Source organism: Paenibacillus sp. CB74, assembly GCF_055687625.1.
The window spans coordinates 2,172,978-2,198,236 of sequence record NZ_CM146009.1 but is presented as its reverse complement, the minus strand read 5'-3'; the positions used below and the strand labels follow the sequence as shown (position 1 = coordinate 2,198,236).

The 25,259-nt window shown below is 46.0% G+C and carries 22 protein-coding genes; all 22 read left to right on the top strand.

Annotation, left to right across the window (positions count from 1 at the left end; translation table 11 throughout):
- The first annotated feature begins 43 nt into the window (after positions 1–43).
- The 22 genes from ACX9NY_RS09790 to ACX9NY_RS09685 all read left to right on the top strand — a co-directional run bounded on the left by ACX9NY_RS09790 (position 44) and on the right by ACX9NY_RS09685 (position 25,222).
- Positions 44–910 carry a carbohydrate ABC transporter permease gene (locus ACX9NY_RS09790; protein ID WP_091016580.1) on the top strand — a complete coding sequence of 289 codons (867 nt, stop codon included), beginning with the start codon at positions 44–46 and terminating at the stop codon, positions 908–910.
- 22 nt (positions 911–932) lie between these two features.
- Positions 933–1,757: a carbohydrate ABC transporter permease gene (locus ACX9NY_RS09785; RefSeq protein WP_339242395.1), complete on the top strand. Its 825-nt coding sequence runs from the start codon at positions 933–935 to the stop codon at positions 1,755–1,757.
- A gap of 18 nt (positions 1,758–1,775) precedes the next feature.
- Complete coding sequence (locus ACX9NY_RS09780) at positions 1,776–4,568, top strand: alpha-mannosidase (RefSeq protein WP_472478388.1); 2,793 nt, start codon at positions 1,776–1,778, stop codon at positions 4,566–4,568.
- A 247-nt stretch (positions 4,569–4,815) separates the two neighbouring features.
- Complete coding sequence (locus tag ACX9NY_RS09775; protein ID WP_472478386.1) at positions 4,816–5,820, top strand: Gfo/Idh/MocA family protein; 1,005 nt, start codon at positions 4,816–4,818, stop codon at positions 5,818–5,820.
- 24 nt (positions 5,821–5,844) lie between these two features.
- Positions 5,845–6,768, top strand: coding sequence for an AraC family transcriptional regulator (locus tag ACX9NY_RS09770; protein ID WP_472478384.1), 924 nt, complete (start codon positions 5,845–5,847; stop codon positions 6,766–6,768).
- Positions 6,769–6,780: 12 nt separating this feature from the next.
- Entirely contained in the window at positions 6,781–7,878 is a 1,098-nt protein-coding gene (locus ACX9NY_RS09765) for a Gfo/Idh/MocA family protein (RefSeq protein WP_339242404.1), read from the top strand.
- 158 nt (positions 7,879–8,036) lie between these two features.
- Positions 8,037–8,750 carry a glycosyltransferase family 2 protein gene (locus tag ACX9NY_RS09760; protein ID WP_472478382.1) on the top strand — a complete coding sequence of 238 codons (714 nt, stop codon included), beginning with the start codon at positions 8,037–8,039 and terminating at the stop codon, positions 8,748–8,750.
- Between the two features lie 178 nt (positions 8,751–8,928).
- Positions 8,929–9,681 (top strand): FadR/GntR family transcriptional regulator, encoded by a 753-nt coding sequence (locus tag ACX9NY_RS09755; RefSeq protein WP_339242408.1) that lies wholly within the window; start codon positions 8,929–8,931, stop codon positions 9,679–9,681.
- The gene (locus ACX9NY_RS09750; RefSeq protein ID WP_472478380.1) at positions 9,678–10,883 is read left to right on the top strand and encodes a M20 metallopeptidase family protein; all 1,206 of its coding nucleotides are present in this window, start codon (positions 9,678–9,680) and stop codon (positions 10,881–10,883) included. Before ACX9NY_RS09755 ends, ACX9NY_RS09750 begins: the two co-directional genes overlap by 4 nt.
- 2 nt (positions 10,884–10,885) lie before the next feature.
- A complete protein-coding gene (locus ACX9NY_RS09745; protein WP_339260981.1) occupies positions 10,886–12,451 on the top strand; it encodes an ABC transporter substrate-binding protein in 1,566 nt (521 codons plus the stop codon).
- 105 nt (positions 12,452–12,556) lie between these two features.
- Positions 12,557–13,474, top strand: coding sequence for an ABC transporter permease (locus ACX9NY_RS09740; RefSeq protein WP_017688654.1), 918 nt, complete (start codon positions 12,557–12,559; stop codon positions 13,472–13,474).
- A 16-nt stretch (positions 13,475–13,490) separates the two neighbouring features.
- Positions 13,491–14,420, top strand: a complete 930-nt coding sequence (locus ACX9NY_RS09735) for an ABC transporter permease (protein ID WP_339242414.1) — start codon at positions 13,491–13,493, stop codon at positions 14,418–14,420.
- Between the two features lie 21 nt (positions 14,421–14,441).
- The gene (locus tag ACX9NY_RS09730) at positions 14,442–16,460 is read left to right on the top strand and encodes an alpha/beta hydrolase family protein (protein WP_472478377.1); all 2,019 of its coding nucleotides are present in this window, start codon (positions 14,442–14,444) and stop codon (positions 16,458–16,460) included.
- Positions 16,457–16,933, top strand: a complete 477-nt coding sequence (locus tag ACX9NY_RS09725) for a hypothetical protein (protein WP_339242418.1) — start codon at positions 16,457–16,459, stop codon at positions 16,931–16,933. The genes ACX9NY_RS09730 and ACX9NY_RS09725 overlap by 4 nt, the downstream gene beginning before the upstream one ends.
- 164 nt (positions 16,934–17,097) lie before the next feature.
- Positions 17,098–17,460 (top strand): Asp23/Gls24 family envelope stress response protein, encoded by a 363-nt coding sequence (locus ACX9NY_RS09720; protein WP_472478374.1) that lies wholly within the window; start codon positions 17,098–17,100, stop codon positions 17,458–17,460.
- A 32-nt stretch (positions 17,461–17,492) separates the two neighbouring features.
- A complete protein-coding gene (locus ACX9NY_RS09715) occupies positions 17,493–18,101 on the top strand; it encodes a GNAT family N-acetyltransferase (protein WP_472478372.1) in 609 nt (202 codons plus the stop codon).
- 246 nt (positions 18,102–18,347) lie between these two features.
- Entirely contained in the window at positions 18,348–18,953 is a 606-nt protein-coding gene (locus tag ACX9NY_RS09710) for a pentapeptide repeat-containing protein (protein WP_472478370.1), read from the top strand.
- Between the two features lie 230 nt (positions 18,954–19,183).
- On the top strand, positions 19,184–19,720 hold the full coding sequence (locus tag ACX9NY_RS09705; RefSeq protein ID WP_472478368.1) for a GNAT family N-acetyltransferase: 537 nt from the start codon (positions 19,184–19,186) through the stop codon (positions 19,718–19,720).
- A 386-nt stretch (positions 19,721–20,106) separates the two neighbouring features.
- A complete protein-coding gene (gene abc-f, locus ACX9NY_RS09700) occupies positions 20,107–21,585 on the top strand; it encodes a ribosomal protection-like ABC-F family protein (RefSeq protein ID WP_472478366.1) in 1,479 nt (492 codons plus the stop codon).
- Positions 21,586–21,801: 216 nt separating this feature from the next.
- Positions 21,802–22,368, top strand: a complete 567-nt coding sequence (locus tag ACX9NY_RS09695) for a TetR/AcrR family transcriptional regulator (RefSeq protein ID WP_339242429.1) — start codon at positions 21,802–21,804, stop codon at positions 22,366–22,368.
- A 354-nt stretch (positions 22,369–22,722) separates the two neighbouring features.
- Positions 22,723–23,877, top strand: coding sequence for a glycosyltransferase family 2 protein (locus ACX9NY_RS09690; protein WP_339242431.1), 1,155 nt, complete (start codon positions 22,723–22,725; stop codon positions 23,875–23,877).
- Between the two features lie 37 nt (positions 23,878–23,914).
- The gene (locus ACX9NY_RS09685; RefSeq protein WP_472478364.1) at positions 23,915–25,222 is read left to right on the top strand and encodes an aminotransferase class III-fold pyridoxal phosphate-dependent enzyme; all 1,308 of its coding nucleotides are present in this window, start codon (positions 23,915–23,917) and stop codon (positions 25,220–25,222) included.
- Positions 25,223–25,259 lie beyond the last annotated feature (37 nt).

Genomic DNA, 25,259 nt, shown 5'->3' with positions numbered 1-25,259 from the left:
AGGAACAATCTCCCCTTTTTCCGGTTCGAATGGAGAGTGACTTATGAAAAGGAAAGCACCAGGCTCATTTCTGTTTCTCATGCCTTCCGTACTGTTATTACTCGTGTTTTTCATTGTTCCCATCATTCTGACGATCTGCTTTGCCTTTACGAATATGGCTCTGACCGGGGCGGCAGCCAAGAGTCTGGAGTTCGTCGGATTTCAGAATTTCATTAATATGTTCCATGATCCGGACTTCCGCATTAGTGTCTGGCGTACGCTGGTCTTTCTCATCTTCTCCGCAGTGATTGGTCAGGTATTGCTTGGCTTCATTCTGGCTCTTCTAATGAAGGAAAAAAATGTGACGTTCCGCCGGGTCATTGGCATCATCGTCATTGCTGGCTGGGTGACACCCGAGATTGTGGTGGCCTTCTGTATGGTTGCCTTTTTCAGTGACAATGGTTCATTGAATCAGATTCTTGGCTGGTTTGGGGCGAATCCGATCTCCTGGTTGTTCAGTTTCCCAATGGTGAGTGTCATTATCGCGAATATTTGGCACGGCACAGCCTTTTCGATGATGGTCTACCAATCGGCTTTGGATGATATTCCGAAGGAAGTCGAAGAAGCTGCCATTATTGACAGTGCTACAGGGTTCCAGATCGTCAGACACATTACAATTCCAATGGTAAAAGGGTCGATCGTGACCAACATGATGTTGGTTACCCTACAGACACTGGGTGTGTTCACGCTGATCTATACGATGACCGGTGGTGGCCCGGGTACTTCGACACAAACCTTGCCAATCTTCATGTACAACCAGGCCTTTGTGAATTATCAGTTTGGATATGGTACAGCCATTTCGCTGGTTCTGCTGTTCATCGGTATCATCGCCAGCCTGTTCTACATGCGATCCATGAAAGTGAAAGTGTAACCATGAAGGAGGTTCGATCCCTATGGTCAAACATGGGCTTCAACGTAAAATCCAGTACGGGATTCTAGTCTTTCTAGGGCTCTGTTTTTTATTGCCGCTGCTCTGGATCATTTTGGCTTCATTTGATCCGAACGCACAGCAGGGCATCAAAATGCCCAGTACCTGGACCATTCAAAATTTCAAGGATGTACTCGGGGATGCGAGCAATCTTCGTTCATTCGGTGTCGGCCTGATTCTGTCGGGAGGGCAAGCGGTATTGGTTGTTTTGGTATCAGTACTTGCTGCGTATCCTCTGTCCCGTTATGAAATGAGATTTAAAAAGAGCTTCCTGTTATCCATTCTGTTCATGACAGCTCTTCCGATTACGGCCGTGATGGTTCCGGTATTTCAAATGTTTCTGTTCTTCAAAATGCAAAATAGCATCATTGCCACCATGCTGTTCCTGACCGCCTCTTCACTTCCTTACGGTATCTGGATGATGAAAAACTTCATGGATTCGGTGCCCATTGATCTGGAAGAATCGGCATGGATTGACGGAGCATCCGTCTGGAATGGCTTGAGACGAATCGTAGCACCATTGATGTTGCCGGGAATTGCAACAATAGCGATATTTACCTTTTCGGGAAGTTGGGGCAACTTCTTCGTGCCCTACATCCTGCTCCAGACACCGGAGAAACTTCCGGCATCGGTCACGATCTATCAATTCTTCGGCAGCCACGGGATGGTTGAATACGGCAGATTGGCTGCATTTTCACTACTTTATACGATGCCTTCGGTTGTGCTATATATCTTCTCCCAGCGTTACATGTCCAAAGGCTTCAGCATGGGCGGGGCAACCAAAGGTTAATGACAGGAGGTACGCAACATGACAACCAAAAAGACGGCACATCTCATCTCGCATACCCATTGGGACCGGGAATGGTATATGCCTTATGAACATCATCATGTTCTTCTCATTGAGCTGATGGATAAACTGCTGGATACGCTCGATCAGGACCCGGAATATCGTTATTTCCATCTGGATGGGCAGACGATTATTCGTGAGGATTATTTGCAGGTTCGGCCTGAACAACAGGAGAGACTTGACCGCTATATTCGTGAAGGACGCATTCATTTTGGCCCATGGTATGTGTTACAGGATGAGTTTCTGACCAGCAGCGAGGCCAACTTGCGAAATCTGCTCATCGGTCATCGTGATGCTCGTCCATTCGGTGTGATATCCAAGACGGGGTACTTCCCTGACTCATTCGGAAATATGGGACAGGCACCGCAGATTCTGCAACAGGCGGACATTCATAACGCGATCTTCGGGCGCGGGGTAAAGCCTACCGGATTCAATAATGCCGTGGTTGATGCGGATAGTTACGAATCTCCCTATTCCGAGATGATCTGGCGTTCGCCGGATGGCTCGGAAGTGCTCGGTATTTTGTTCGCGAATTGGTACTGCAATGGGATGGAAGTTCCGGTTGAACCAGAGAAAGCTCAATTATACTGGGATAAAAATCTGGAGGATGCCGAGAAATTCGCCTCGACTCCACATCTGTTGTTCATGAATGGTTGTGATCATCAGCCGATCCAGACGGATCTGCCTGAGGCTTTACGCACGGCGGCTGCGTTGTATCCGGATGTGGAATTTATTCACTCCAATTTTGACGATTACATTGAGGCGGTTACGAAAGATGTCCCTGAAAATCTGGCGACCATTGAAGGTGAACTTCGCAGTCAGCACACGGATGGTTGGGGAACACTGGTGAACACGGCATCCGCACGGGTTTATCTGAAACAGTTGAATCAGCAGGGGCAGACGTTGCTCGAAAAAGTAGCTGAACCACTGGCCGCCATGGCCCATGTAGCCGGGGTTAAAGATTATCCGCATCATCTGTTAACACATGCTTGGAAGATGCTGATGCAGAACCACCCGCATGATAGCATCTGCGGATGCAGTGTGGATGAGGTTCACCGTGAGATGGTGACCCGCTTCGCCAAGAGCAGACAGCTTGCAGAGAAATTGGTTTCCCAGAGCGCGCAAGCGATTGCTGAATCCATTCGTGCGCAACCTGCTGAGGCTTGGGGAGAGGAAGCCGTGCCGTTCACTGTATTCAACACGAGTGGGTGGAATCGAAATGGCATCATGGAGATGGATCTTATTGTGGACAAAGCCTTTTTCCCGGAAGGGCCTAATCCTCAGGCACTTGCACAGAAGGTGGAAAAAGATGCACTGCCAGCATATCAACTGGTCGATTCGGATGGACACGCGTACTCGGCTGAAATCAAGGATCTGGGTGCGCATTTCGGTTATGAACTTCCGAAGGATCGCTTCCGACAGCCTTATATGGCTCGTAAAGTTAGAGTGACTTTCCAGGCGGTGGATGTACCTTCGTTGGGTTATAAGACGTATGCTCTTATTCCAGTTCAGAAGCAAACAGAGATTGCTGAAGTGCCCGCTACGAGCGAACTCGTTCAGGTTCAGGGAATGATGATGGAAAACGGTCATTTGCGGGTGACGATTGAAGAGAATGGTACGGCAACGATTGAAGATAAGATCTCCGGTGCTGTATACAGGGGCTTGAATTCATATGAAAATACCGGTGATATCGGCAATGAATACGTCTATCGTCAGCCTGACGGAGAGATGACGCTGACCACGAATCATCTGAAGGCAGACCTGCGGATCGTGGAGCAATCTCCGTATCGTGCAGTCATGGAGAGTGTATTACACTGGGACATTCCTGCTGGAGCAGATGAACTGTTCGAGCTGGAGAAGCGCCAAATGGTTCCTTTTACAGAACGGAAGGCACAGCGGGTGAAGAACACGGTTCCGCTGGTAATTACGACAACGTATACGCTGGAAGCAGGCAGTAATATGGTCAAAGTAAAATCTGAATTTAACAATCAGGCCAAGGATCATCGGCTGCGTGCACTCTTTCCATCCGGACTGGTGACAGAGGAACATTATGCAGATTCCATCTTTGAGGTTGCCAAACGTTCGAACACACCGGCCAAGGAATGGGTGAATCCGAGTAATGCGCAGCATCAGCAAGCGTTTGTACATGTGACGGATGGTGATCATGGCTTGATGATTGCAAACAAAGGGCTGAATGAATACGAGATTTTACAACATGAAGAGGGCAGTACGATTGCGGTTACGCTACTGCGTGCCTCTTCGGAGCTGGGAGACTGGGGCGTGTTCGAGACACCGGAAGCCCAATGTCTGGGACAACAGAGTGTGGAATATGCGATTATTCCATTTGCAGGGGATGCAGCACAGTCAGGCGCATGTGCTTCCGCATATATGTATCCCATTCCGTGGACGACTGTGCAGCTAGGATCATTAGCACGCACTTTTGAGTGGGAAGGTCATGCCGGAGCTGATGGGCAGAAGGTGGAGTTGCCTCTGTCGAAGCAATGGTTAGCGTGGAATACACAAAGTTCGTCACTAGCTTTCTCCACATTGAAGATCGCAGAGGAAACCGGAGACGTGATCGCTCGCTGGTATAATCTGAATACCGAAGCCGCTGAATTGAACGTTCAGCCTGGATTCGAATGCGCCTCCGTTTATGAGAGTGATGTGCTGGAACGGGTCAAGGATACGTTGGAAGAGGACAGCCAGACGATATCCGGGTTCAAGATTGTTACACAAGGGTATGCGTTACGTTGAGTTAATGTTTGAACTTTATTATCTTAGGAACCTCCTGTTCACGGTAGTGTGGACAGGAGGTTTTGTCATGTGTCCCGTTAAATGCACCCACACCCAAAGTAATATGGGAAAACCGCATACATACCTAATGATATACGTGTCGTGATTTTATACATTATTTGTCGTGAGTTTCTATTAAAAATACATTAACTCTGTGATAACTTATAGATAAATGTCAGAATATTATATAGTATGGAGGTAAGATACATTGACCATTCGAATTGGGAAAATTAGCTTGTGGCATGTTCACGCATGGGATTACATCAAGCAGGCACAGGAACATGAAGATACAGTCATCGCAGCGGTGTGGGATGAAGATGCCAAGCGGGGACAGGAAGCGGCTGAACGTTTAAACGTACCATTCTATGCTTCACTCGAAGATATGCTGGCTAAGGATGACATCGATGCCGTTATTGTAGATGCGCCAACCCGCATCCATGAAGAAGTGATCACCGCTGCTGCAAAAGCAGGGAAACACATCTTTACGGAGAAAGTTATTGCAGCGACACAAGCGGAATCCAACAGAATCCTTGGTGAGGTAAAGGCAAACAAAGTCAAGATGACAGTCTCCTTACCACGTCTGAATGCAGGGTATACGCTCACGATTCAGGATGTACTTAACCAGGGATTGCTTGGCAAAGTGACTTATGTTAGAGCACGTTTATCGCATGATGGAGCGATTTCGAACTGGTTACCTGAACACTTCTATGATCTGAAGGATTGTCAGGGCGGTGCACTGATTGATCTGGGCTGCCATCCAATGTATCTGGCCAAACTGTTTCTGGGTCAGGAAGTAACAGCGGTTAATGCGAACTTCGGATACATTACAGGCAAAGAAGTGGAAGATAATGCAGTTGCAACCTTGTTTACGGATTCCGGAGCAGTTGGTGTTGTTGAAGCTGGTTTTGTAAATAGTCATTCTCCGTTTACGATTGAGGTTCATGGTACGGAAGGCACCCTTCTCTACGGAACACCTGATGATAAGCTGTTGATTCGTACAAAAGCAGCACAGGGACAGTATGAAGAATGGACTGAACTTCCTTTGGCAGACAAAAGGGAAAGCGCATTCAATCAATGGGTTGCACATATACAAAATGATACGGATGCAACGGAAAACGTGCAGATCGCTATGGAGCTGACCCGGTTGATGGAAGCTGCGAATCTCTCTAACAAGGAAGGGCGCAGAATCACTCTGAGTGAGTTGAAGGGTTAGGTTTTATGAAGGAGGTATGCAAACTTGAGCCTGTATCCTTATGAGAAAATGCTTGAACGGCAGGATCTCCTAGAGAGACTGGATATTGCAATGGTGTGGGGACATTATGAGATTCGCGTAATGCGATTTCATCTGACTTCTTTTCCAGCGGGCCGAGTTGTGGATTTCCATAATCATGCGGAGTTTGAATTTCATTTTATCCCGAGAGGCAAAGGTAAGGTTATTCTCGATGAACAGACACATGCACTCTCGGAAGGTATGCTGTATTTGACCGGTCCGGGTGTCGTTCATTATCAGGAGGCGGACGCCAAAGAGGATATGGATGAACTCTGTCTTCATGTGGATATCGTTCACAAGCCAAGAGAGCATGTCGATCCTTGGGAAGCCGCTGAATCTGAGGAGACGATTGAAAAGCTGAGAACGCTTCCGCATACTCCGGTGAATGATTATCATCGCGCGATGCAGTGTTTTTTGGAAGCCTATGAGGCATGTGATCAGAAATTATTAGGTTATTATACATCAATCAAGCAGCTGGTCATTAGCATATTACTCAAAACCGTGCGAGCATACGACACCGGTGGGAATCGACCGGAAGCCCCTGTTCGGGATATGTCAGCGTATCGTTATGAGTATGCAGTGCAGTATATGGAGGCGAATCATCCTACAGTAGTCACGCTGGAGCATGTAGCTGAGAAACTTCATATCAGCAGCAGACAATTGCAGAGAATCTTCTATCAAGTACAGCCTGAGATGCCGTTCAGCCGCGTACTGGAGGATATTCGTCTGCGCGCCGTGTGCCGTAATCTGGAGGAAAGTAACGTATCCATCGAACAGATCGCTCTCGCTTCAGGCTTCAATAATGCCAACTATTTGCATGCTGTATTTCGTAAACGTCTGGGGATGACCCCGTCGGCATTTCGTAAAATGAAACAACCAATACTTAAGTGAGGGTGAATATATATGAGTAAAGTATATCGTATCGGAATTATTGGCTGTGGTGGAATCGCGAATGGTAAACATCTGCCAAGTCTGAGTAAACTGGATAATGTTGAACTGGTGGCTTTCTGCGATATTGTTCAGGAACGTGCAGATGAAGCCAAGCAGAAATATGGCTCTACGGATGCTGAAGTCTATACCGATTATCAAGAACTGCTCAAGGATGAGTCTCTGGATATTGTGCATGTGCTTACCCCGAATATTTCCCATGCCGAGATTTCCATTGCTGCCCTGGAAGCAGGTAAACATGTCATGTGTGAGAAGCCAATGGCGAAGACGTCTGCTGAAGCACAACTCATGCTGGAAGCGGCAGAACGTACCGGTAAGAAACTGACGATTGGATACAACAACCGTTTCAGAGAAGACAGTCAATATCTGAAGAAGGTATGCGAAGCGGGTGATCTGGGAAATATCTATTTTGCCAAAGCACATGCCATTCGACGGAGAGCCGTACCAACCTGGGGTGTTTTCCTGGATGAGGAGAAACAAGGCGGCGGTCCGCTGATTGATATTGGTACGCACGCACTTGATCTGACGCTCTGGATGATGGATAATTATCAACCAAAGGTTGTACTCGGCACGACCTACCATGAACTCTCGCAACGTGAAAATGCGGCCAACGCCTGGGGCCCGTGGGACCCGAAACAATTTTCCGTAGAGGACTCAGCCTTTGGCATGATTGTGATGGAAAATGGTGCAACAATTATGCTTGAATCCAGCTGGGCACTTAACTCACTGGACGTGGATGAAGCCAAATGCAGCTTGAGCGGAAGCGAAGCCGGTGCGGATATGAAGAACGGACTGCGCATTAATGGCGAGAAATTCAGCCGTCTATATACGAACGAGATTGAACTGAGTGCAGGTGGGGTAGCATTCTACGATGGCAAGAGCGAGAGCGCACCGGATGTGGAGATGAGAAAGTGGATCGAAGCGATTGAGAACGATCAGGAGCCAGTCGTTACACCAAAACAAGCGCTCGTTGTATCTCAGATCCTGGAAGCACTCTATGAATCTGCTCGTACAGGCAAGGCTGTATACTTGAATAACGCTAACGAAGCATAGAACAGAACGAAATACAGAAAGAACAGATTACAGAACCCTTTGTCCCGTTATTGTGGACAGAGGGTTTTTGGGTGTTGTGGTTACTAGCTATTGGTCCATACCAGACACTATTTCGGCACATATGCTGAGAGAAAACGGAGTTGAAAAGAGGGTATGTCTTGACTAAACATAAAACGAGTCATGGTGTTTCCATTGTTGTATGTACCAATCGGCCGCAATTTTTTGAGAACATCCTACAGAATTACAGTCGGCAGCATTATCAAAGCAAAGAGCTTATCATTGTTCTGAACCATGACCGTATGAATCTGTCATTATATCAGAAACGCGTTCGAAATCTTGCCAATGTTCATGTATACCAAGTTCCGGAGAGCATATCGCTAGGACAAAGCTTAAACGCCGGAATAACAAGGACTCGCTTTTCGTTGATCGCCAAATTTGATGATGATGACTACTATTCACCGCATTATTTGACAGAACAGGTGAGAGAACTCAGACGAACCCAAAGTGATATTGTGGGCAAACATTCCTGTCTGGTCTACCTGGGTGCTTCTAAGACACTATTGGTCAGATCACCTACTGAGAAAAATAAACCGGTTGAATTTGTACAGGGCGGCACGATTTTATTCAAAAGGGAGATCTTGAAAAAAGTCCGCTTCACGGACCGTTCAATAGGGGAAGACGTAACCTTCCTGAGACAATGCAGAAAAAGAGGATTCAAAGCGTACGCGACCTCACCTTTCAATTATGTGTATCACCGGAGAAAAAACAAAAAAAGCCATACGTGGAGAGCTGATGATAACTTTTACCTGGAGGGAAGCACCAAACTTGCAGTTACGGACGATTTCAGACCTTTTGCTAACAAGAAGTTATAGAGGAGAAAGAGATGCTTCTGCCCATTGCAGATGCGTCTTTTTTGTGCCCAAAATGGTTCAATTGGGAGGTGGTGAGAAAAAAATATGAATTAACTTGAAAAAAAGTATTGCATATAAGTTTAGTCGGAATTATATTAATGGTATAAGGTCTAGACCATATACAGATCGGAGTGTTTAGATGTCCAGTACGTTTTCATTTCGTTTTGAGAAAGTATCTACCAAAAAGGTTAGTGAGTTCATTAGAGAACAACTGGAAGAAGCCATTATTCTGAAGGAATTAATGAGTGAAGAACAGCTTCCAGCCGAGCGAGATCTGGCAGAGATTTTTAATGTAAGTCGCATTACCGTTCGTGAGGCACTCTCTTCATTGGAAGAGAAAGGCTTGATTGAAAAAAGGGTAGGGGCCAAAGGCGGAACATTTGTATTGCCTCTGACAGCCAATTCGCATAAACGGACCAGAGAAGAGATTAAACGGGATTGGGCACAGATGCTCAAGGTGTTTGAATATCGAACCATCATCGAGCCGGAGGGAGCTTTTCTCGCTGCTGAGCGGATCACCGCAGGCGAACTGGAGCTTCTGGAGAGCTATATGGAGCAAAGTATAGAGCCAGACTGTACAAGGGAATGGTTCAGAGCGCTGGATGTGAAATTTCATCTGACCATCGCCAAAGCTTCCGGGAATCCCTATTGCGAGAAGGCTGTCAGACAGATTCGGACCAAAATTAATCCGGCGCTCGACTTGATGCCTTATGATGACCGGATACGTACGGTCAACCATGGTGTACATATGGAGATTCTTGAAGCACTGAAGGCACATGACCAATTCAAGTCCCGAGAGATGATGAAAAAACATATCGAATTCTCGGCGGATGCAATTTATGCCCGTTTGGTTTCTGAATCGGATGAAAATGAAGGGAATGACAGCGAATGAATCGTTCAGAACTAATACAGCTGGCTCAGCCACTACAAGCCCAGTTAACTGCTTGGCGCAGAGATTTACATCGCCATCCGGAAATCGGTTACGAGGAGCATCGTACTTCCGCTATCGTAGCTGAACATCTGGAGAGCCTAGGCCTGGAAGTTACACGTAATGTGGGACAGACCGGGGTTACAGGCCTGCTTCGCGGAGAGACCGACGGACCAACCTTTGCCTTGCGAGCAGACATGGATGCTCTGCCAATCCAAGATCAGAAAGCAGTGGAGTACCGCTCGCAAGTGGAAGGCAAAGCGCATCTGTGTGGACATGACGCTCACACCTCCATCCTGATGGGAGCAGCTCAACTGCTTACTGGACTTGGTAGACCGAAATCAGGCAACATCAAATTCATTTTCCAGCCAGCGGAAGAAGGACTTGCAGGAGCAAGAGCCATGATCCAAGACGGTGTTCTGGAGAACCCGAAGGTTGATGCCATTGCAGGGTTACACATGACCCCTGGACAGGACACGGGAACCTTGGGCGTAAGTCAGGGCGTTGCATTTGCATCAGCTGATCCCTTGATTATCAAGGTGTTTGGCAAGGGTGGACATGCAGCTCGTCCGCATGAGGGCATTGATGCGATTGCGGTATCTGCACAGGTTATCACCGCCTTGCAAAATATCGTCAGTCGGATGGTTGATCCGCTTGAACCCGCTGTAATCACCATTGGCAAAATTTCCGGAGGTTATATGGGAACAGCCATCGCCCCGGAAGTGGAGATGATCGGTACGGTTCGTACACTCTCACCTGCCATTCGTGAACAGATGCCAGCTTTGATCGAGCAGGTTGTTAAAGGGGTCTGTGATTCTTTCGGAGCTGAATGCGAAGTTGTCTACGGAGATGGATACCCTGTTGTTGTGAATGATCTTGGCATGGTTGGTCTGCTGACAGAGACCTGTGATCAGGTTAATGCGCAGAAGGGATGGAACTATATCAAACCCTCTACAGGGGGCGAGGATTTCGCTTTTTATTGTGAGCAGATTCCGGGTGTGTTTTTCAGACTAGGATCTGGTAATGATGAGGAACGTACTCGTTATCCACTCCACCATCCCATGTTTGATCTCGATGAGACAGCGATGCCATATGGTGTGGGCATGTTGTCAGCAGTAGCTCTTGAATTTTTGGCAAGGAATACAACTTCTGAGGGGGAGCAATGACAATGAAAAAAAGACAATGGACAGGCTTGTGGATTACGTTACTGGCAATCGTAATGGTACTCAGCGCTTGCGGAGGTAAAACGACAAGCACGAATGATAATACCGCAACAGGAGGAACGGACAGTGGAAGTCCAAGTACAACACTGACCATTGCTGCGGCAACAGATATTGAGAGTTTCGATCCGCACAACAACAACAACACTTCCAGTGAAGCGGTTCTGGTGAACGTTTTTGATTATCTGATCAAAAATGACAGTGAACAGAAAAAAGTGGCGGGACTCGCGACATCATGGGATCAGGTTGATGATACAACATGGAGATTCAAGCTGCGTGAAGGCGTAACCTTCCACAATGGCGATCCTTTCACTTCAGCAGATGTAAAATACACGCTGGAGCGCGTAGCCAAGGATGAGACACTGAAACAAAACAGTTATTTCAAAAATATCGTAGAAGTTAAAGCGGTGGATGACTATACCGTAGACATCATCACGGATGGTCCAGATCCGCTCTTGCTGAATCGTTTGTCCAAAATGGGAGCTGGTATTCTGCCGGCAAAATATATTGCGGATAAAGGATTTGATGCTTTCCTGAAACAGCCGGTAGGCACAGGTCCTTACAAGTTCAGTAAATGGGCCAAAGACGATCGTGTCGAATTGGTGAAAAACGAGAACTACTTCGACGGTGAACCCAAATGGAATGAAGTGGTATTCCGCGTTATTCCGGAAGCCTCCACACGTGTATCCGAATTGCTCGCTGGTGGTGTAGATGTAGCGTCTTCCATTCCGTCCACTGACATTGCCCGGATCGAAGGTGAAGAAGACAAGAAGATTGTCAAAGCACCAATCCAGCGTGTGCTTCAGTTGATCTTCCGTCAGACGGAAGGCAGCATCACGGCTGATCCAAAAGTGCGTGAAGCGATTGACTTGGCGATCGACAAACAAGGAATCGTGGACAGCATTGCCGGCGGGGCAGGTATTGTAACCCGCACATCCGTAACGCCGGGCAACTTCGGTGCTGATCCTTCATTGTACAAAACGTCACTCTATGACCTGGAAAAAGCAAAACAATTGCTGCAAGAAGCTGGCTATGCAGAAGGTGAAGCTGAGATGACCATCTCCGTTTCTGCACAATACAAAGAACAAGCTGAAGTTGTTGCAGCGATGCTGGAACAAGCCGGATTCAAAATCAATCTGGATGTCCTGGAAGCAAGTGCATTCAGTGAACGTTACAGCTCCAAATCATTCAAAGAAATCTTCATGATCGGTATTGGTAACTCCTTGTTCGATGCTTCGAATAACTACAATCGTTATATGTTGGAAGAAGCCAAAGGCGAGTCGGATTACAACAATCCTGAAGTAGAAAAACTGCTTCAATCTGCATTGGTGAATATGGACCCAGCGGCTCGTGAGAAAGAGTACCAGCAAGTACAGCAGATTTTTTCTGAAGAACGCCCAGCCGTATATCTGTACCAAATGGAAGGTGTGTACGGAACAAACGCCAAAGTGAACTTCGCGCCGCGCAGTGACGAGATGTTCTATGCTGACGAGATTACACCTGTTACACAGTAACATCGAGCATTATACCGGTCATTGAAAAGATAAGGCCGTGAACGGCAGGGACTGGATAACCATGTTCCTGCCGTTCTTTTTCTTAACAAGGGAGGTGAACAAGGAATGGGCAAATACGTACTTAAGTCATTACTGCAGATCATTCCGGTGCTGTTCATTGTTTCATTAATTGTGTTCATTTTGGTTCGAGTCACCGGTGATCCGGTTGCGCTAATGTTGCCTGAAACGGCTACCGCTGAAGATCGTGCTGTCTTGACGCAGGCACTTGGTTTGGACCAGCCTTTATATACGCAGTACGTGAAGTTTCTGGGAAGTGCGATCCAGGGAGACTTTGGTCAGTCTTTTCGCTACAATCAGCCTGCATTAGAGCTAGTGCTGGAGAGATTGCCTGCCAGCTTTGAACTGGCAGTAGCCGCCATGTTTTTTGCTGTACTTATGGCTGTGCCACTTGGTGTCATTTCAGCTGTCAAACGCAATACGTTTACCGATCTCATCATTTCCGGAATATCCGTCATTGGTAAGGCCATGCCAAACTTCTGGATGGGAATCATGCTCATCCTCTTGTTCTCCGTCATGTTGGGTGTATTGCCGGTATCCGGTCGCGGAGGATTGTCACATCTGATCTTGCCGGCATTCACACTTGGCGTTGGACTGGCTGCGCAGATGACCCGGCTGATTCGCTCAAGTATGTTAGAGATTCTGAATCAGGACTATATTCGAACAGCCCGGAGCAAAGGACTGGGTCGGATGGTTGTCATTGTGAAACATGCGTTTCGGAATGGTTTGATTCCTGTAGTAACAATCATGAGTTTGCAGTTTACAAGTCTGATCGGGGGAACCTTGATTACGGAAACGGTATTCTCTTGGCCTGGACTGGGTCAATTGCTGGTCGTTGCAGTCAACACACATGATATGGCGATTGTACAGGCCGCGGTGTTTGTCATTGCTTTTATCGTTGTGGTAATCAACATCTTGACGGATGTGGCCTACAGGCTGCTTGATCCGCGCATCAAATACGACTAGAAGGAGGTGCAATCATATGACAGGCAGCAATGAAATGCCAATTCCGGGTACAGAACAGGGACAGGACAATGGGCGTGCACCAACGGGATTTCGTTATATCTGGCAACAACTGATCATCAGCAAGACCGGAATGTTTGGTGCTGTGCTTGTATTGTTGGTGGTGTTAATCGCCATAGGTGCACCTCTATTGACGAGTCATGATCCAGCGGCAGTGAATCCGCTCAATCGCCTTAAACCGCCTGCATGGCTTGAGGGTGGAACGGCCGAATACTGGCTGGGGACCGATAATCTGGGCAGAGACATGTGGAGTCGAATTGTATATGGTGCCCGGGTTTCCTTAATCGTGGGGATGGGTGCCGTGATTGTATCAGGCATCATTGGCGCCATTTTGGGGTTGGTATCCGGATTCTACGGGAAATGGCTGGATGCTATCATCATGCGTGTAGGTGATGCCTTCATGGCGATCCCAACCATTCTATTTATGCTCGTTGTGATGGCGATTGTTGGTCCGGGTATTACAACGCTAATCTTTGTCATCGGGGTGACAAATTGGGTTCCATTCACCCGTGTGGTCAGAAGTGAGGTACTTAGTATTAAGGAGCGGGATTTTGTTCATGCGGCCAGATCGATCGGTGCGAAGAACGGAAGACTGATTGTGAAACATATTCTGCCGAATATCCTCTCGTCCTTTATCGTGATCTGTGGGATGAATGTGGGCACGACGATTATTATGGAAGCTTCACTCAGTTTCCTGGGTCTGGGCATCAAACCACCTGATGTATCCTGGGGAGGCATGCTCAGTGATGGCAGACAATATGTTGCAACAAGCTGGTGGGTCGCTACATTCCCGGGACTAGCCATTACTTTTACCGTACTCGGTGTTATTTTCCTTGGAGATTGGCTGCGTGATGTGCTTGATCCACGTACGGAGACAACCCAAAAATAAACGGAGAAGGGAGCCATCATTATGAATCAAAGACCAATTATGCCGGAGGATCTGCTTCACTATCGTTGGATAAGTCAGCCTGTTGTCAGCCCGAACGGACAAGTGGCTTATGTGGAACAAACCATTGATCAGGATAAAAACGAATATAACACGCAAATAAGAGGGATTTCGCTCGATGGTGATGAAGATATTGCACTTTCAGATGGTACGAAGGATTCTTCGCCTGCATGGTCGCCGGATGGCACACAACTCACATTCATTCGCTCTGTGGATGGAGGTAAAGGACTATGGGTGCTCGATTCGGATAAAAAAGAGTCTGTCATGCTGATCTCTCCCGCACGTAAGATATTGAATTATATCTGGTCGCCGAACGGGCATTACATTGCGTTTACCAGCAAAGTGCAACCGGAGGATCAACAGAAGACAGCTGATCCCCAACAGCAGTCCGCACCTGCGCTACGAGGTAAGGTTTTTGAGCGTACAACGCCGAAGGCAGAAGGGGCTGGATGGTGGGATGGTCAATACAGCCATTTGTTTGTATATGAGATCGCCAGCGGGGAGATCACGCAGGTAACTTCCGGGCTGTGGAATATCAGTGCTCCGGCATGGTCGCCAGATAGCCAGTATCTTTCCTTCATATCCAAGCAAGTGGAGGATGAGGAACTTGATGCGGATCTGTTGTACTTTACAGATGTATACAGCATTCAATTGGGAGAGAATACGCTCTTCAAAGTGACGGATTCCAGTCTGGCAATTAGCCAGTTTTCCTATTCACCGGACGGGCAGCAGCTGATCTTGATCGCCAGTGATCGTGAGTATGGTAGCGGGAGCCACAACAACTTATACGCTGTCCCTGTTCAACGGGGGGAACCCAGGATAATTGCACCACAGTTAGATATGCAGATTGGTAACGCAGCACTGGGAGATATGAAGTCAGCAGGTGCATCACCTTCTCCTGTCTCGGATATCCATCATCCGGAACGTGGTGTGTATGTACTCGGAACGCATAACGGGAATGTGGACGTGTATCGCATTCAAGAAGATGGAGCTTGTCAATCGGTGACGGACACTCGTGAAAAGGATGTGTATCAGTATACCTTAACGCCAGATGGTACTTCGCTCGTTATCGCTGCGTTGACTGATGAACATCCTGGAGAGTTATATCGCGTGAATATGGATAGTGGTGAGATGTTCAGGCTCACCCGGCGAAATGATGAATTCATGGCGGGTTTAGTTGTAAATGCGCCTGTACGTGTAGAGTTTAAGTCTTCCGATGGATGGCCGATTCAAGGTTGGTTAGCTACTCCGGCAATACGTGGCAACCATGGGAAGCTACCACTCATACTTCAAATACATGGTGGACCTCATGCGATGTATACGGGAACATACAGTCATGAGATGCAGACACTTCTTGCGCAAGGTTACGCTGTGCTGTGGATCAATCCTCGCGGAAGTATGGGATACGGTCAGGAGTTTGCCAGAGCTTGCCGTGGTGACTTCGCCGGAGGCGATTACCGGGATCTGATGGAAGCTGTTGATTATGCATTGGCTACGTATGATTTCCTTGATGCATCACGTCTGGGTGTCGCAGGTGGCAGTTATGGCGGTGTAATGACGAACTGGATCGTAGCACATACGGACCGTTTCAAGGCTGCTGTAACCCAGCGATGTATCTCTAACTGGTTATCCATGTACGGAACGAGCGATATTGGAATTTCCTATGTGGAGGGAGTCATTGGAGGTAATCCGGCGGAAAACGCTGAATTCCTATGGTCTCGCTCACCTCTTGCCCATGCACACCATATTGAGACGCCGCTTCTGATCATGCACGGGGAACAGGACTATCGGACACCGATTGCGCAAGCGGAAGAATTATATACAACGTTAAAACGATATGGCAAAAAGACCAAGCTGATCCGTTATCCGGGCTCCAATCACAGTTTGCTCAAAAGCGGTAAACCATCGCTGCGGATCGATAGCTTCGAACAGGTGAATGCCTGGTTCAATCAGTATCTCGGGAATGAGGAGGGCGAGCAATGAGCCGAACTCAGTTGTCCATTCCTGTAGGGCTTCTTGTAGAGAATGCACTGACAAGTGGTGCAACCAAGGAGAACATGATTGAATGGTTGCAACGTCGTGACTTTTCCCAGTTGCTGCCTCTGGTTAAAGAACCCGCGATGGATTTTGATGAAAGACTACAGACAGCAGCTGATATCGGAGACGACTGGGAGATGGCGATACGTCAAGGTTATGAGTTCAAGTTTTTGCATATTAACGCATTGAAGAGATTGCTCGATTTCCGGTTTGACCGTAAGGTGGATCGGGATTATGTTCAAGACGATCTGTCATTGAAGCATGTTCATCTGACTGAACATGAGATTGAATTGCTGCAATCGTTAATTGGCAGGCAATGGATCGTACACGTAGAAGAAACCGAGGCAGCAGAGGAAGGGAGAACAGACACCGGGTCATCCTCCCGCATTCCTGTCCTTATTCAATTGAAATTCCCATAGTATGACCAACAGAAGCCGCCGTGATCGCGGCTTTTTTGGTATGTACAGTTAGAAATGTGGACGACTGAATTCAAAAAGTTGAAATCGAACTCTGTATGATTTATATTTATATTAAATGATATTATTATCTATCAAAATGATGGATGTAAAAAGGAGGACATGGGATGTCCATTCAAAATGTTCTGGGGAAAATTCAAATATCGGATGATGCGATCTCCAAAATTGTCGGCAAGATTGCAAATACGACCAGTGAGATTTCCTCCATGTCGACAGGATTTGTAGAAGGGATCACCAAAAAGTGGAGTGGGAAAAGTCTGCAAAATGGCATAGCAATCCGCAATATAGAATCCAGACTGGAGATTAACTTAAAGGTTGTGGTTCGTTATGGAACAAAAGTACATGAAGTCTGCAGGGAATTGCAAAACAATGTGAGAGTGCATGTAGAACAACTGACTGGTCTAACCATTGAAACTGTGAACGTCATCGTTGAGGGCATATCCTTCAATCAACCTGATGTGAGGATGTAGTCCAATTTCAACTACCTGGAGGAGTGACAGCGATGAATAAGATTTCCATAATAAAAGCCAGTCCACAGTCCTTGGTCGGCGGGCAACTGAATCAGATGGCACTTGAATATATGGCCTATTCGCTTGCGGGTACCAAGGATACAAGCATTATAGAAAAAACCTTCAACAAGTTATGGCGTTCGAAACGAAACCGATTCAGTCACGAATACGCTTATGAAGCCAAAATGCAGAACAAAACGCTGGGCATGATCATGTGTTATCCGACCACTCTAATGAACAAGCTCGCTTTGCCAACGTTCACCAAATTGTTTGAACTTCGGAACTGGAGCCTGATTAAGTATAATCTTCAACATTGGAAAGAGTTCTATTCCATGGTGACATTAAAAGAAGCGAAGAACGACGAATACCACATCGGGACATTGGCTACCTTGCCTGAGAGCAGAGGACTTGGTGTAGGGACACAGCTCATTCAATTTGCAGAGGAGCAAGCTGTAATACAAGGTTTCTCCAAGTCTTCACTTACGGTTAAAAGAGAAAATCTACTAGCTATTAAACTGTATGAACGTCTGGGATACCAGAGAGTGGGGGGAATCAACAAACCTTCGCTTTCCCTGTACCGAATGTCCAAAATACTGGTATAGTGTTTCTCTAATACGAATAGATAAAGAAATGGTAGATTCATATACTTAAGCACACGTTGGAATATTCGATGGTGTGGGATGGAGGGACGCTTATTGCGTTCCTTTTGTAGTTTTAAGATCATTTTACAAAAAAAGATACTTGACTTTCAGTGGTGTTTAAGCAGGGACTTGACAGGGGTGTGGTATAGTATAAAAAGTTCTTTTAATGAAGAAAGACGGAGAAATATATAATGCGGGGTGTAACCAGTGTATCAATATAAGGACCAGGAATATGAGGCAGTACATTTTGAGGGGCGTGATCTGCGCTATGGAGAACTCATAAGTTGTGTTTTTAAACAATGTACATTTATGAACGCTTCTATGGAAGAAATCGAAACAAGTAATTGCCGTTTCATTGAGTGTGACTTCAAAGGGGCTTCCATGAATGGTTCAATTCATACGGAGTCGGCTTTTGAAAATTGCTTATTTGGTGGTGCGAATCTATTTGCTTCCAAATTCAGTTCTTGCAAGATGACCGGATCGGACTTTTCGGGTGCGCAAATGGATGGCATTACACTAAGTCACGGCGATTGGTCTTATACGAATCTGAGACATACCCGATTAGGCAAACAGGATTTGAGAGGAATTCGTTTCTTTGAAGCTGACTTTACGGACACGGATTTCACCAAAGCGGATTTGAGAGACTGTGATCTTACCAGAGCCGTATTAAGCAGAGCCAAGCTGCAAGGGGCCGATCTAAGAGGGGCTAATCTGGAAGGTATCGATCTGAAATCACTGGATATCAAAGGGGTACGATTGGATCGTGAACAAGCCGTTCTGTTTGTGCGCTCGCATGGTGCGAAAGTAGATTGAGTTGAACATATGCAGCATGAAGCCGCCGTTAAGGCGGCTTTTTGACTATAAAGCTTTCACATTTAAGAAAATAGGAGGGAATAATAGATATAAACAAGAAGTAGTTAACATAAGTTTCAACTAAATGAAGTTTATCATGACCGTCACATTAATTATTATTGTTGCTGTTATTGTCTTTGGGCTTATAACGAAAGTAAAAGACAGAATCACTTGGTTTGGAGGATATTTTTTTGAAATTAATTAAAACATATGATGTGGAACTAAGTGAAGAATGGTCAACTCTTCTTCAGGAATTACTTGTTGCAAGCTTTCCAGAAGTTTATCCGAAAGACAGATTGTTCTTTAAGCAGATACCACAGAGTAGGGTATTGGCATTTACCCCAGATAACCAACTCGTTGGGCAAGTGGGACTGGATTACAGGATGATGAATTTAAATGGAACACCGATCAGAGTGATGGGAATCATTGATTTGTGTGTTTCTCCGGCTGCTCGCTCTCAAGGGATCGCTTCTTTGTTAATATCCGAAGTGGAAAGGTTGGCCAAAGTGCAAGTGGATTTTGTCCTTTTATTTGCGGATCATGAGGAATTGTACAGCAAAAATGGTTTCAAAACGGTAAGCAACATATGTAAGTGGTTGAAAATTAATCATGAAACCTTAACCACAGTTGGAGTAGGGACTCAAAAGGTGGAGGGGTTAATGATTAAAGAGGTTGGAAGCCAGCTATGGGAAGAAGGAGAACTCGATTTCTTAGGATACTTATATTAATCAAGTTGGTTGTGCGATGAGGCTCTAACTGCTTTCTCGCCTTGACCCGTGTTGTTGTTCCATGTTAAGTTTTCTGTATTAAATTTTAAGCTTCGAAAGGGTGATAAAGTGATGACAGAATTAGAGGTTGTAGATGTTTATGTGGACCTGTCAACGAACTTGAACAATGGCATGGTTCACAATATAGCTAATCAGAATCCGACACTTTATCCTCCTATGCATAGATCTACTTGGCGCTGAAGGTTATATCGCCAGGTTTCTTTTATCGTATAAGCGAATCTAAATTCTGATTATGTTCAAATATTAAAGTGAGGGAATCCATGCCAGGTTCAATGGTGAAATCCCGTCAGTTTACTTTTATATTTCACATAAAAAGGATGATCAGCATGTCTTTAATTAACGTTACCAACCTGACCTTTGCCTATGATGGCAGTTACGATAATATATTTGAAAATGTTAGTTTTCAGTTAGACTCCGATTGGAAATTGGGTTTTACCGGCAGGAACGGCAGAGGCAAAACGACATTCCTCAATCTGTTGCTCGGTAAATATGAATACAGCGGACATATCTCTGCGAATGTTAGCTTTGAATACTTTCCTTTCCAGGTAGAGAATAAGGAAGCCATGACAATCGATGTCATCGGCGAGATTCATCCTGAATATCTGCACTGGCAAGTTGTGCGCGAGTTTAACCTGTTGAAGGTGTCGGAAGATGTATTGTATCGGCCTTTCGACACGTTATCCAATGGAGAACAAACAAAGGTGATGCTGGCTGCCTTGTTTCTGAAGGACAATCGGTTTCTGCTCATTGATGAACCAACCAATCATCTTGATCTTCATGCGAGACAAATCGTAGGTGATTATCTCCGCAGCAAGAGTGGATTTATTTTGGTGTCTCATGATCGATCCTTCCTGGATCAAAGTGTAGACCATATCCTTTCCATCAATAAGAGCAACATCGAGATTCAGAAAGGCAATTTCTCCGCTTGGTGGGAAAATAAAAGAAGGCAAGATCAGTTCGAACTTGCGAGTAATGAGAAATTAATAAAAGATATCAAGCGTTTATCCGATTCTGCCAAACGAACCGGTGGATGGTCGCATGAAGTCGAGAAGACCAAAAATGGTACAAGAAACTCCGGATCCAAAGTGGATAAAGGATATATTGGGCACAAGGCTGCCAAAATGATGAAACGGTCCAAAAATATCGAACAAAGGCAGCAGTCTGCGATTCAAGATAAGTCTAAACTTCTCAAAAATATCGAGAGTGCAGAACGTCTGCAGATCCATCAGCTGGATTTTCACAAGAATGAACTTGTCGAATTGGAACACTTGTCGATATCGTACGGGGCCAATACGGTGTGCAAGGATGTCAGTATGACGGTTGAAAAAGGAGATCGTATTGCCCTTTACGGTAAAAATGGATCTGGCAAATCCAGCATTCTTAAACTGATCTGTGGTGAAGATATTGCTTACACAGGACTTTTGCAAAAGGATTATCAGCTTAAAATCTCGTATGTGTCGCAGGACACGTCTGATCTCGGAGGCCAATTATCTGAGTACGCGGCGATACAGGGGATAGATGAGAGCCTGTTTAAATCGATACTTCGAAAGTTGGATTTTTCCAGACTGCAATTGGACAAAGATATCTCAACGTTTAGTGCAGGTCAAAAAAAGAAAGTGCTCATTGCCAAAAGTCTTAGTGAGAGGGCTCATCTGCACATTTGGGATGAACCACTCAACTTTGTAGATGTCATCTCACGTATGCAGATCGAAGACCTGCTGCTGGAATATACACCGACCCTGCTTTTTGTAGAGCATGATCGTGAATTTTGTACCAATATTGCAACAAAAATTATTGAACTATGAGCAACAGCAACAGACTGCGTTAAAAGGTAACGATGCTAAGAGCCGCCGAATGGCGGCTTTTAAGCTTTATATGTACAGCAAGAGTATAGCAGGTAGCGTGTAACGTTCAGACTTCGATATGGTGAGAATGTATGCTATAATTTTATAGTCTAATCCAATCATATGATGGATAAATAGATCAATTGTTGAATATACTCGCTAAGAGGTGTAATACCAATGAAAAAGGAAATGACCACAATCAAACAAACCAGGCTCAATTCCATTTTGGACGAGGCCACCAAATTATTGATTGAAAAACCGAATGCTTCCATGAATGAAATTGCCGAATCTGCAAAAATCGGGATCGCTACATTACATCGATATGTGGAAAGTCGCGAACAACTCATGGTTCATCTGGGATTACGGGCAATCGAGGTGGTCAGTGAGACCATGCAACAAATTCAACTGGATGAAGAGCACTGTGAAAAGTACATACCTGAGCTGATCGAGGCGCTGATTCCATTAGGCGACAAAATATATTTCCTGGCTCATGACACCACCATTAACTATAATCCAGAGATTGAGGGAGCAGATCTGAAGCTGAGAGAACCGGTACTGCATGCGGTCGGTCTGTTACAGCAGAAAGGTTATTTCCGCTCCGATCTTGATAAAACCTGGATTGTCGATGTGCTGTACTCCATCATGTTCCTGACATGGCAGCAGGTTGTAAGTGGTCATATCGCGAGAAAAGCAGCTCCTGCGCTTGTAGTAGACACGTTTTATCATGGGTTTAAGCAGCACTAGGTCAGCGCCAATAGAAGGAAAAACATTAGATTTTAATAGTGAAAACACGCTCAAAACAGTCAATCGTATCGTTAGATATGCAGACTCCTTGAGGGTGTTTTTTTGCGTTTGCAACAGCTTTTCCCAGTGTACAGACATCATGGACTTGATTTTTACTAATATTCAAATATTAACAGGGTTCAGAATTTAAGATTTCAAGTTTACAAAAAATGATATAAATTTCTAGTAGATTCAAATCATTACCAAATAAAGACAAAATATTCAGGCGAGGGGGACAGACAGAACGACCTGCAATTATCCAGTTCAGAATCAGCTCAAGTACTCATTCCATCAACCCAAATCAGGAGGGATTCCATGCTTTACACCATTATTGTGCCAGTCAACCAGGACTATAACATTTTGAACCTGTTCACAGATTCGTTGCTTCGGACGGTAAGCCCATCCACTCAGATTATTTTCATCAACGACGGTTCGGGCTCAGCAGTCTTTCAACATCTGGATAAACTGAAGCAAGAAGTAAAAGAAGGTGTGACCATCGAGATTCTTCAGCATGATTTTCCACTCGGTTGCGCCGTGTCGATTAATAGCGCACTGAGTCTTGCCAAGGGAGAGTACATTTTCTTCCTGGATTCTGACACGATTCTAGAGCCGAACTGGCAACCGATGATGAAAGAGACACTGGACAGCGATATTACAATCGGCATGATTGGAGGCGTTCTGTTGTATCCACAAACCGGAGGTGTACAGCACTGCGGGATTGCTTTTGCAGACACCATCGGTCGACACCTGTTCCTGAACGCATCCCCTGATGATATCCCGAAAGAAACCTTCTCTGTTCAACTGGTGGTGTTTGCCATGTTCGGCATGAAGCGGGAGGTCTACGAGACCATCGGCAACCTCGATGAGAAATTCTTTAACGGGTACGAGGACTTTGATTATCAGATGCGGGCACGAGCTGCCGGATACGATACAGTCATTAATCCGAATATTCAAGCCTATCACTGGGAACGCAGCAGCGGCATTCACCGGAACTTCAACCGCAAGAACAATCTGGCACGCTTCTGGAAAAAGTGGGGCGGTCAAATCGAGGCTGATGTGTGGCCTTTCGTTTTCAGTCATCTGAAAGCGCAGCTAGAGAGTCAAGCTGAATACCAGCATCTGCCGATTGTTGGCATTGACCTTGCCGAGGTTCGCAGTGATGCGGATACATTCTGGACCAAGTTGGAGGAAGCTGACTTTGCCAATGTAACCGAGGTACGTGACTATTCCAATCGCTTCAATTCCAACGGGGCCATCTGGCTGCCACAGGTACTGGGTAAGGAACTGATTCATAGTGAGAATCGGTTACTGTTCTTGGTGGACAATTTCGCCCGTTTATTAGAAAACCGCTACTGGATAGAGATGAGACATGCTCATCGAGCCAAGGATCTGATCATTGATCTGTATGGCAATGTAATTACGATGGATCGCATCTACGATGGATGCTGGCCTGGAACCAAAGTACGGTAATTCACGCACAACGAAAATAAACAGGGAGGTACTTAAGGTGAAAGAAAAAGAGAGCACGCTCGATCGTGCCGTAAGATTTACCCGTAATCTGGAGTGGTTGGAGCAAGTCGAAAAGGTAATTCCGAGCGGATGCAGCACTTTAGCCAAAGCACCTGAACGTTTATTTCCGGGGCATACACCCGTATGCTGTGCAGAGGCCTACAAATCCCGATTTACAGATATCGACGGTAATGAATGGCTGGATTGCGAAATGGCCATGGGTACGGCGTCTTGGGGCCATGCGAGGCATGAAGTCCAACTAACCGTCATTCACCAGCTGAAAAAAGGGACAAGCTTTTCGGTACCGGCCGACATCGAGCTTGAATGCGCCGAGTTAATTTTGGAGCGGTTCGAGGGTCGTTATCCGTCGCTGCGCTTCACCAAGAGTGGTGCGGATGCAGTGAGTGGGGCCGTACGACTTGCTCGTGCCGCAAGTGGTAAGAGCAAGGTTATTGCGACGGCTTATCATGGGTGGCATGATTGGTCCGCATACGGTTATTATGGTGGCCAGACGAAAGAACGGGGCATCCCAGTAGATATCGAGCGTTCGACAATCTGGGTCAACAAACCTACTGCAGAACGAATTGAGGCCCAGATTACCTCATCTCCCGAGGATATCGCATGTATTGTTTTATGTCCCAACGAGTGGAAAAGGGACGCACTGGAGGAAGTCGTGAACCTATGCCGGTCTCTGGACATCATTATCATATTCGATGAGGTTACTTCCGGTATTCGAATGGGCAAACAGGCTACAGCAGGAGAATATGACATCTGGCCTGATCTGCTCTGTATCTCCAAAGGTATGGCAAACGGTTTACCGCTCGCAGCGGTTTTGGGGCCTGAGCACTTGATGTCTCTGTCGGGACAAGTCCGATTCAGCAATGCCCATTCCAGCGAAACAACAGCGCTCGCGGCAGCCATTGCCTGTGAACGATTAATGAAAAATGCGAAAGTATGGCCGACCTGGCGTGATCCGGCAACCCGGATTATGGATCGTCTGGCATCTGAACTTGTGTTACTTGGATTAACGGATCAATTGGAAGTGAAGGGAACGTATGCGAGCTTCTGCATTCAATCCTTGGCCGAGGATAACTTTCAAACGGACCCTTTCCGCGAGTTCATGGTGAAGAGAATGGCTCACTTCGGCATTTTCACCAAAGGTTACTTTATTTTCTCGGATGCCCATACACGGGAAGAATTGCTGTGGGTTGAGGAAGCACTGTTACAGACCCTGTCAGACTGGAAAGAGATTCAGAAGCAGGAACATCTCCATTCGATGCAATTATCGAAAACGTTTGAAGTCTAATCCATAAATTAGAAATTACAATCAACTAGGAGGAATA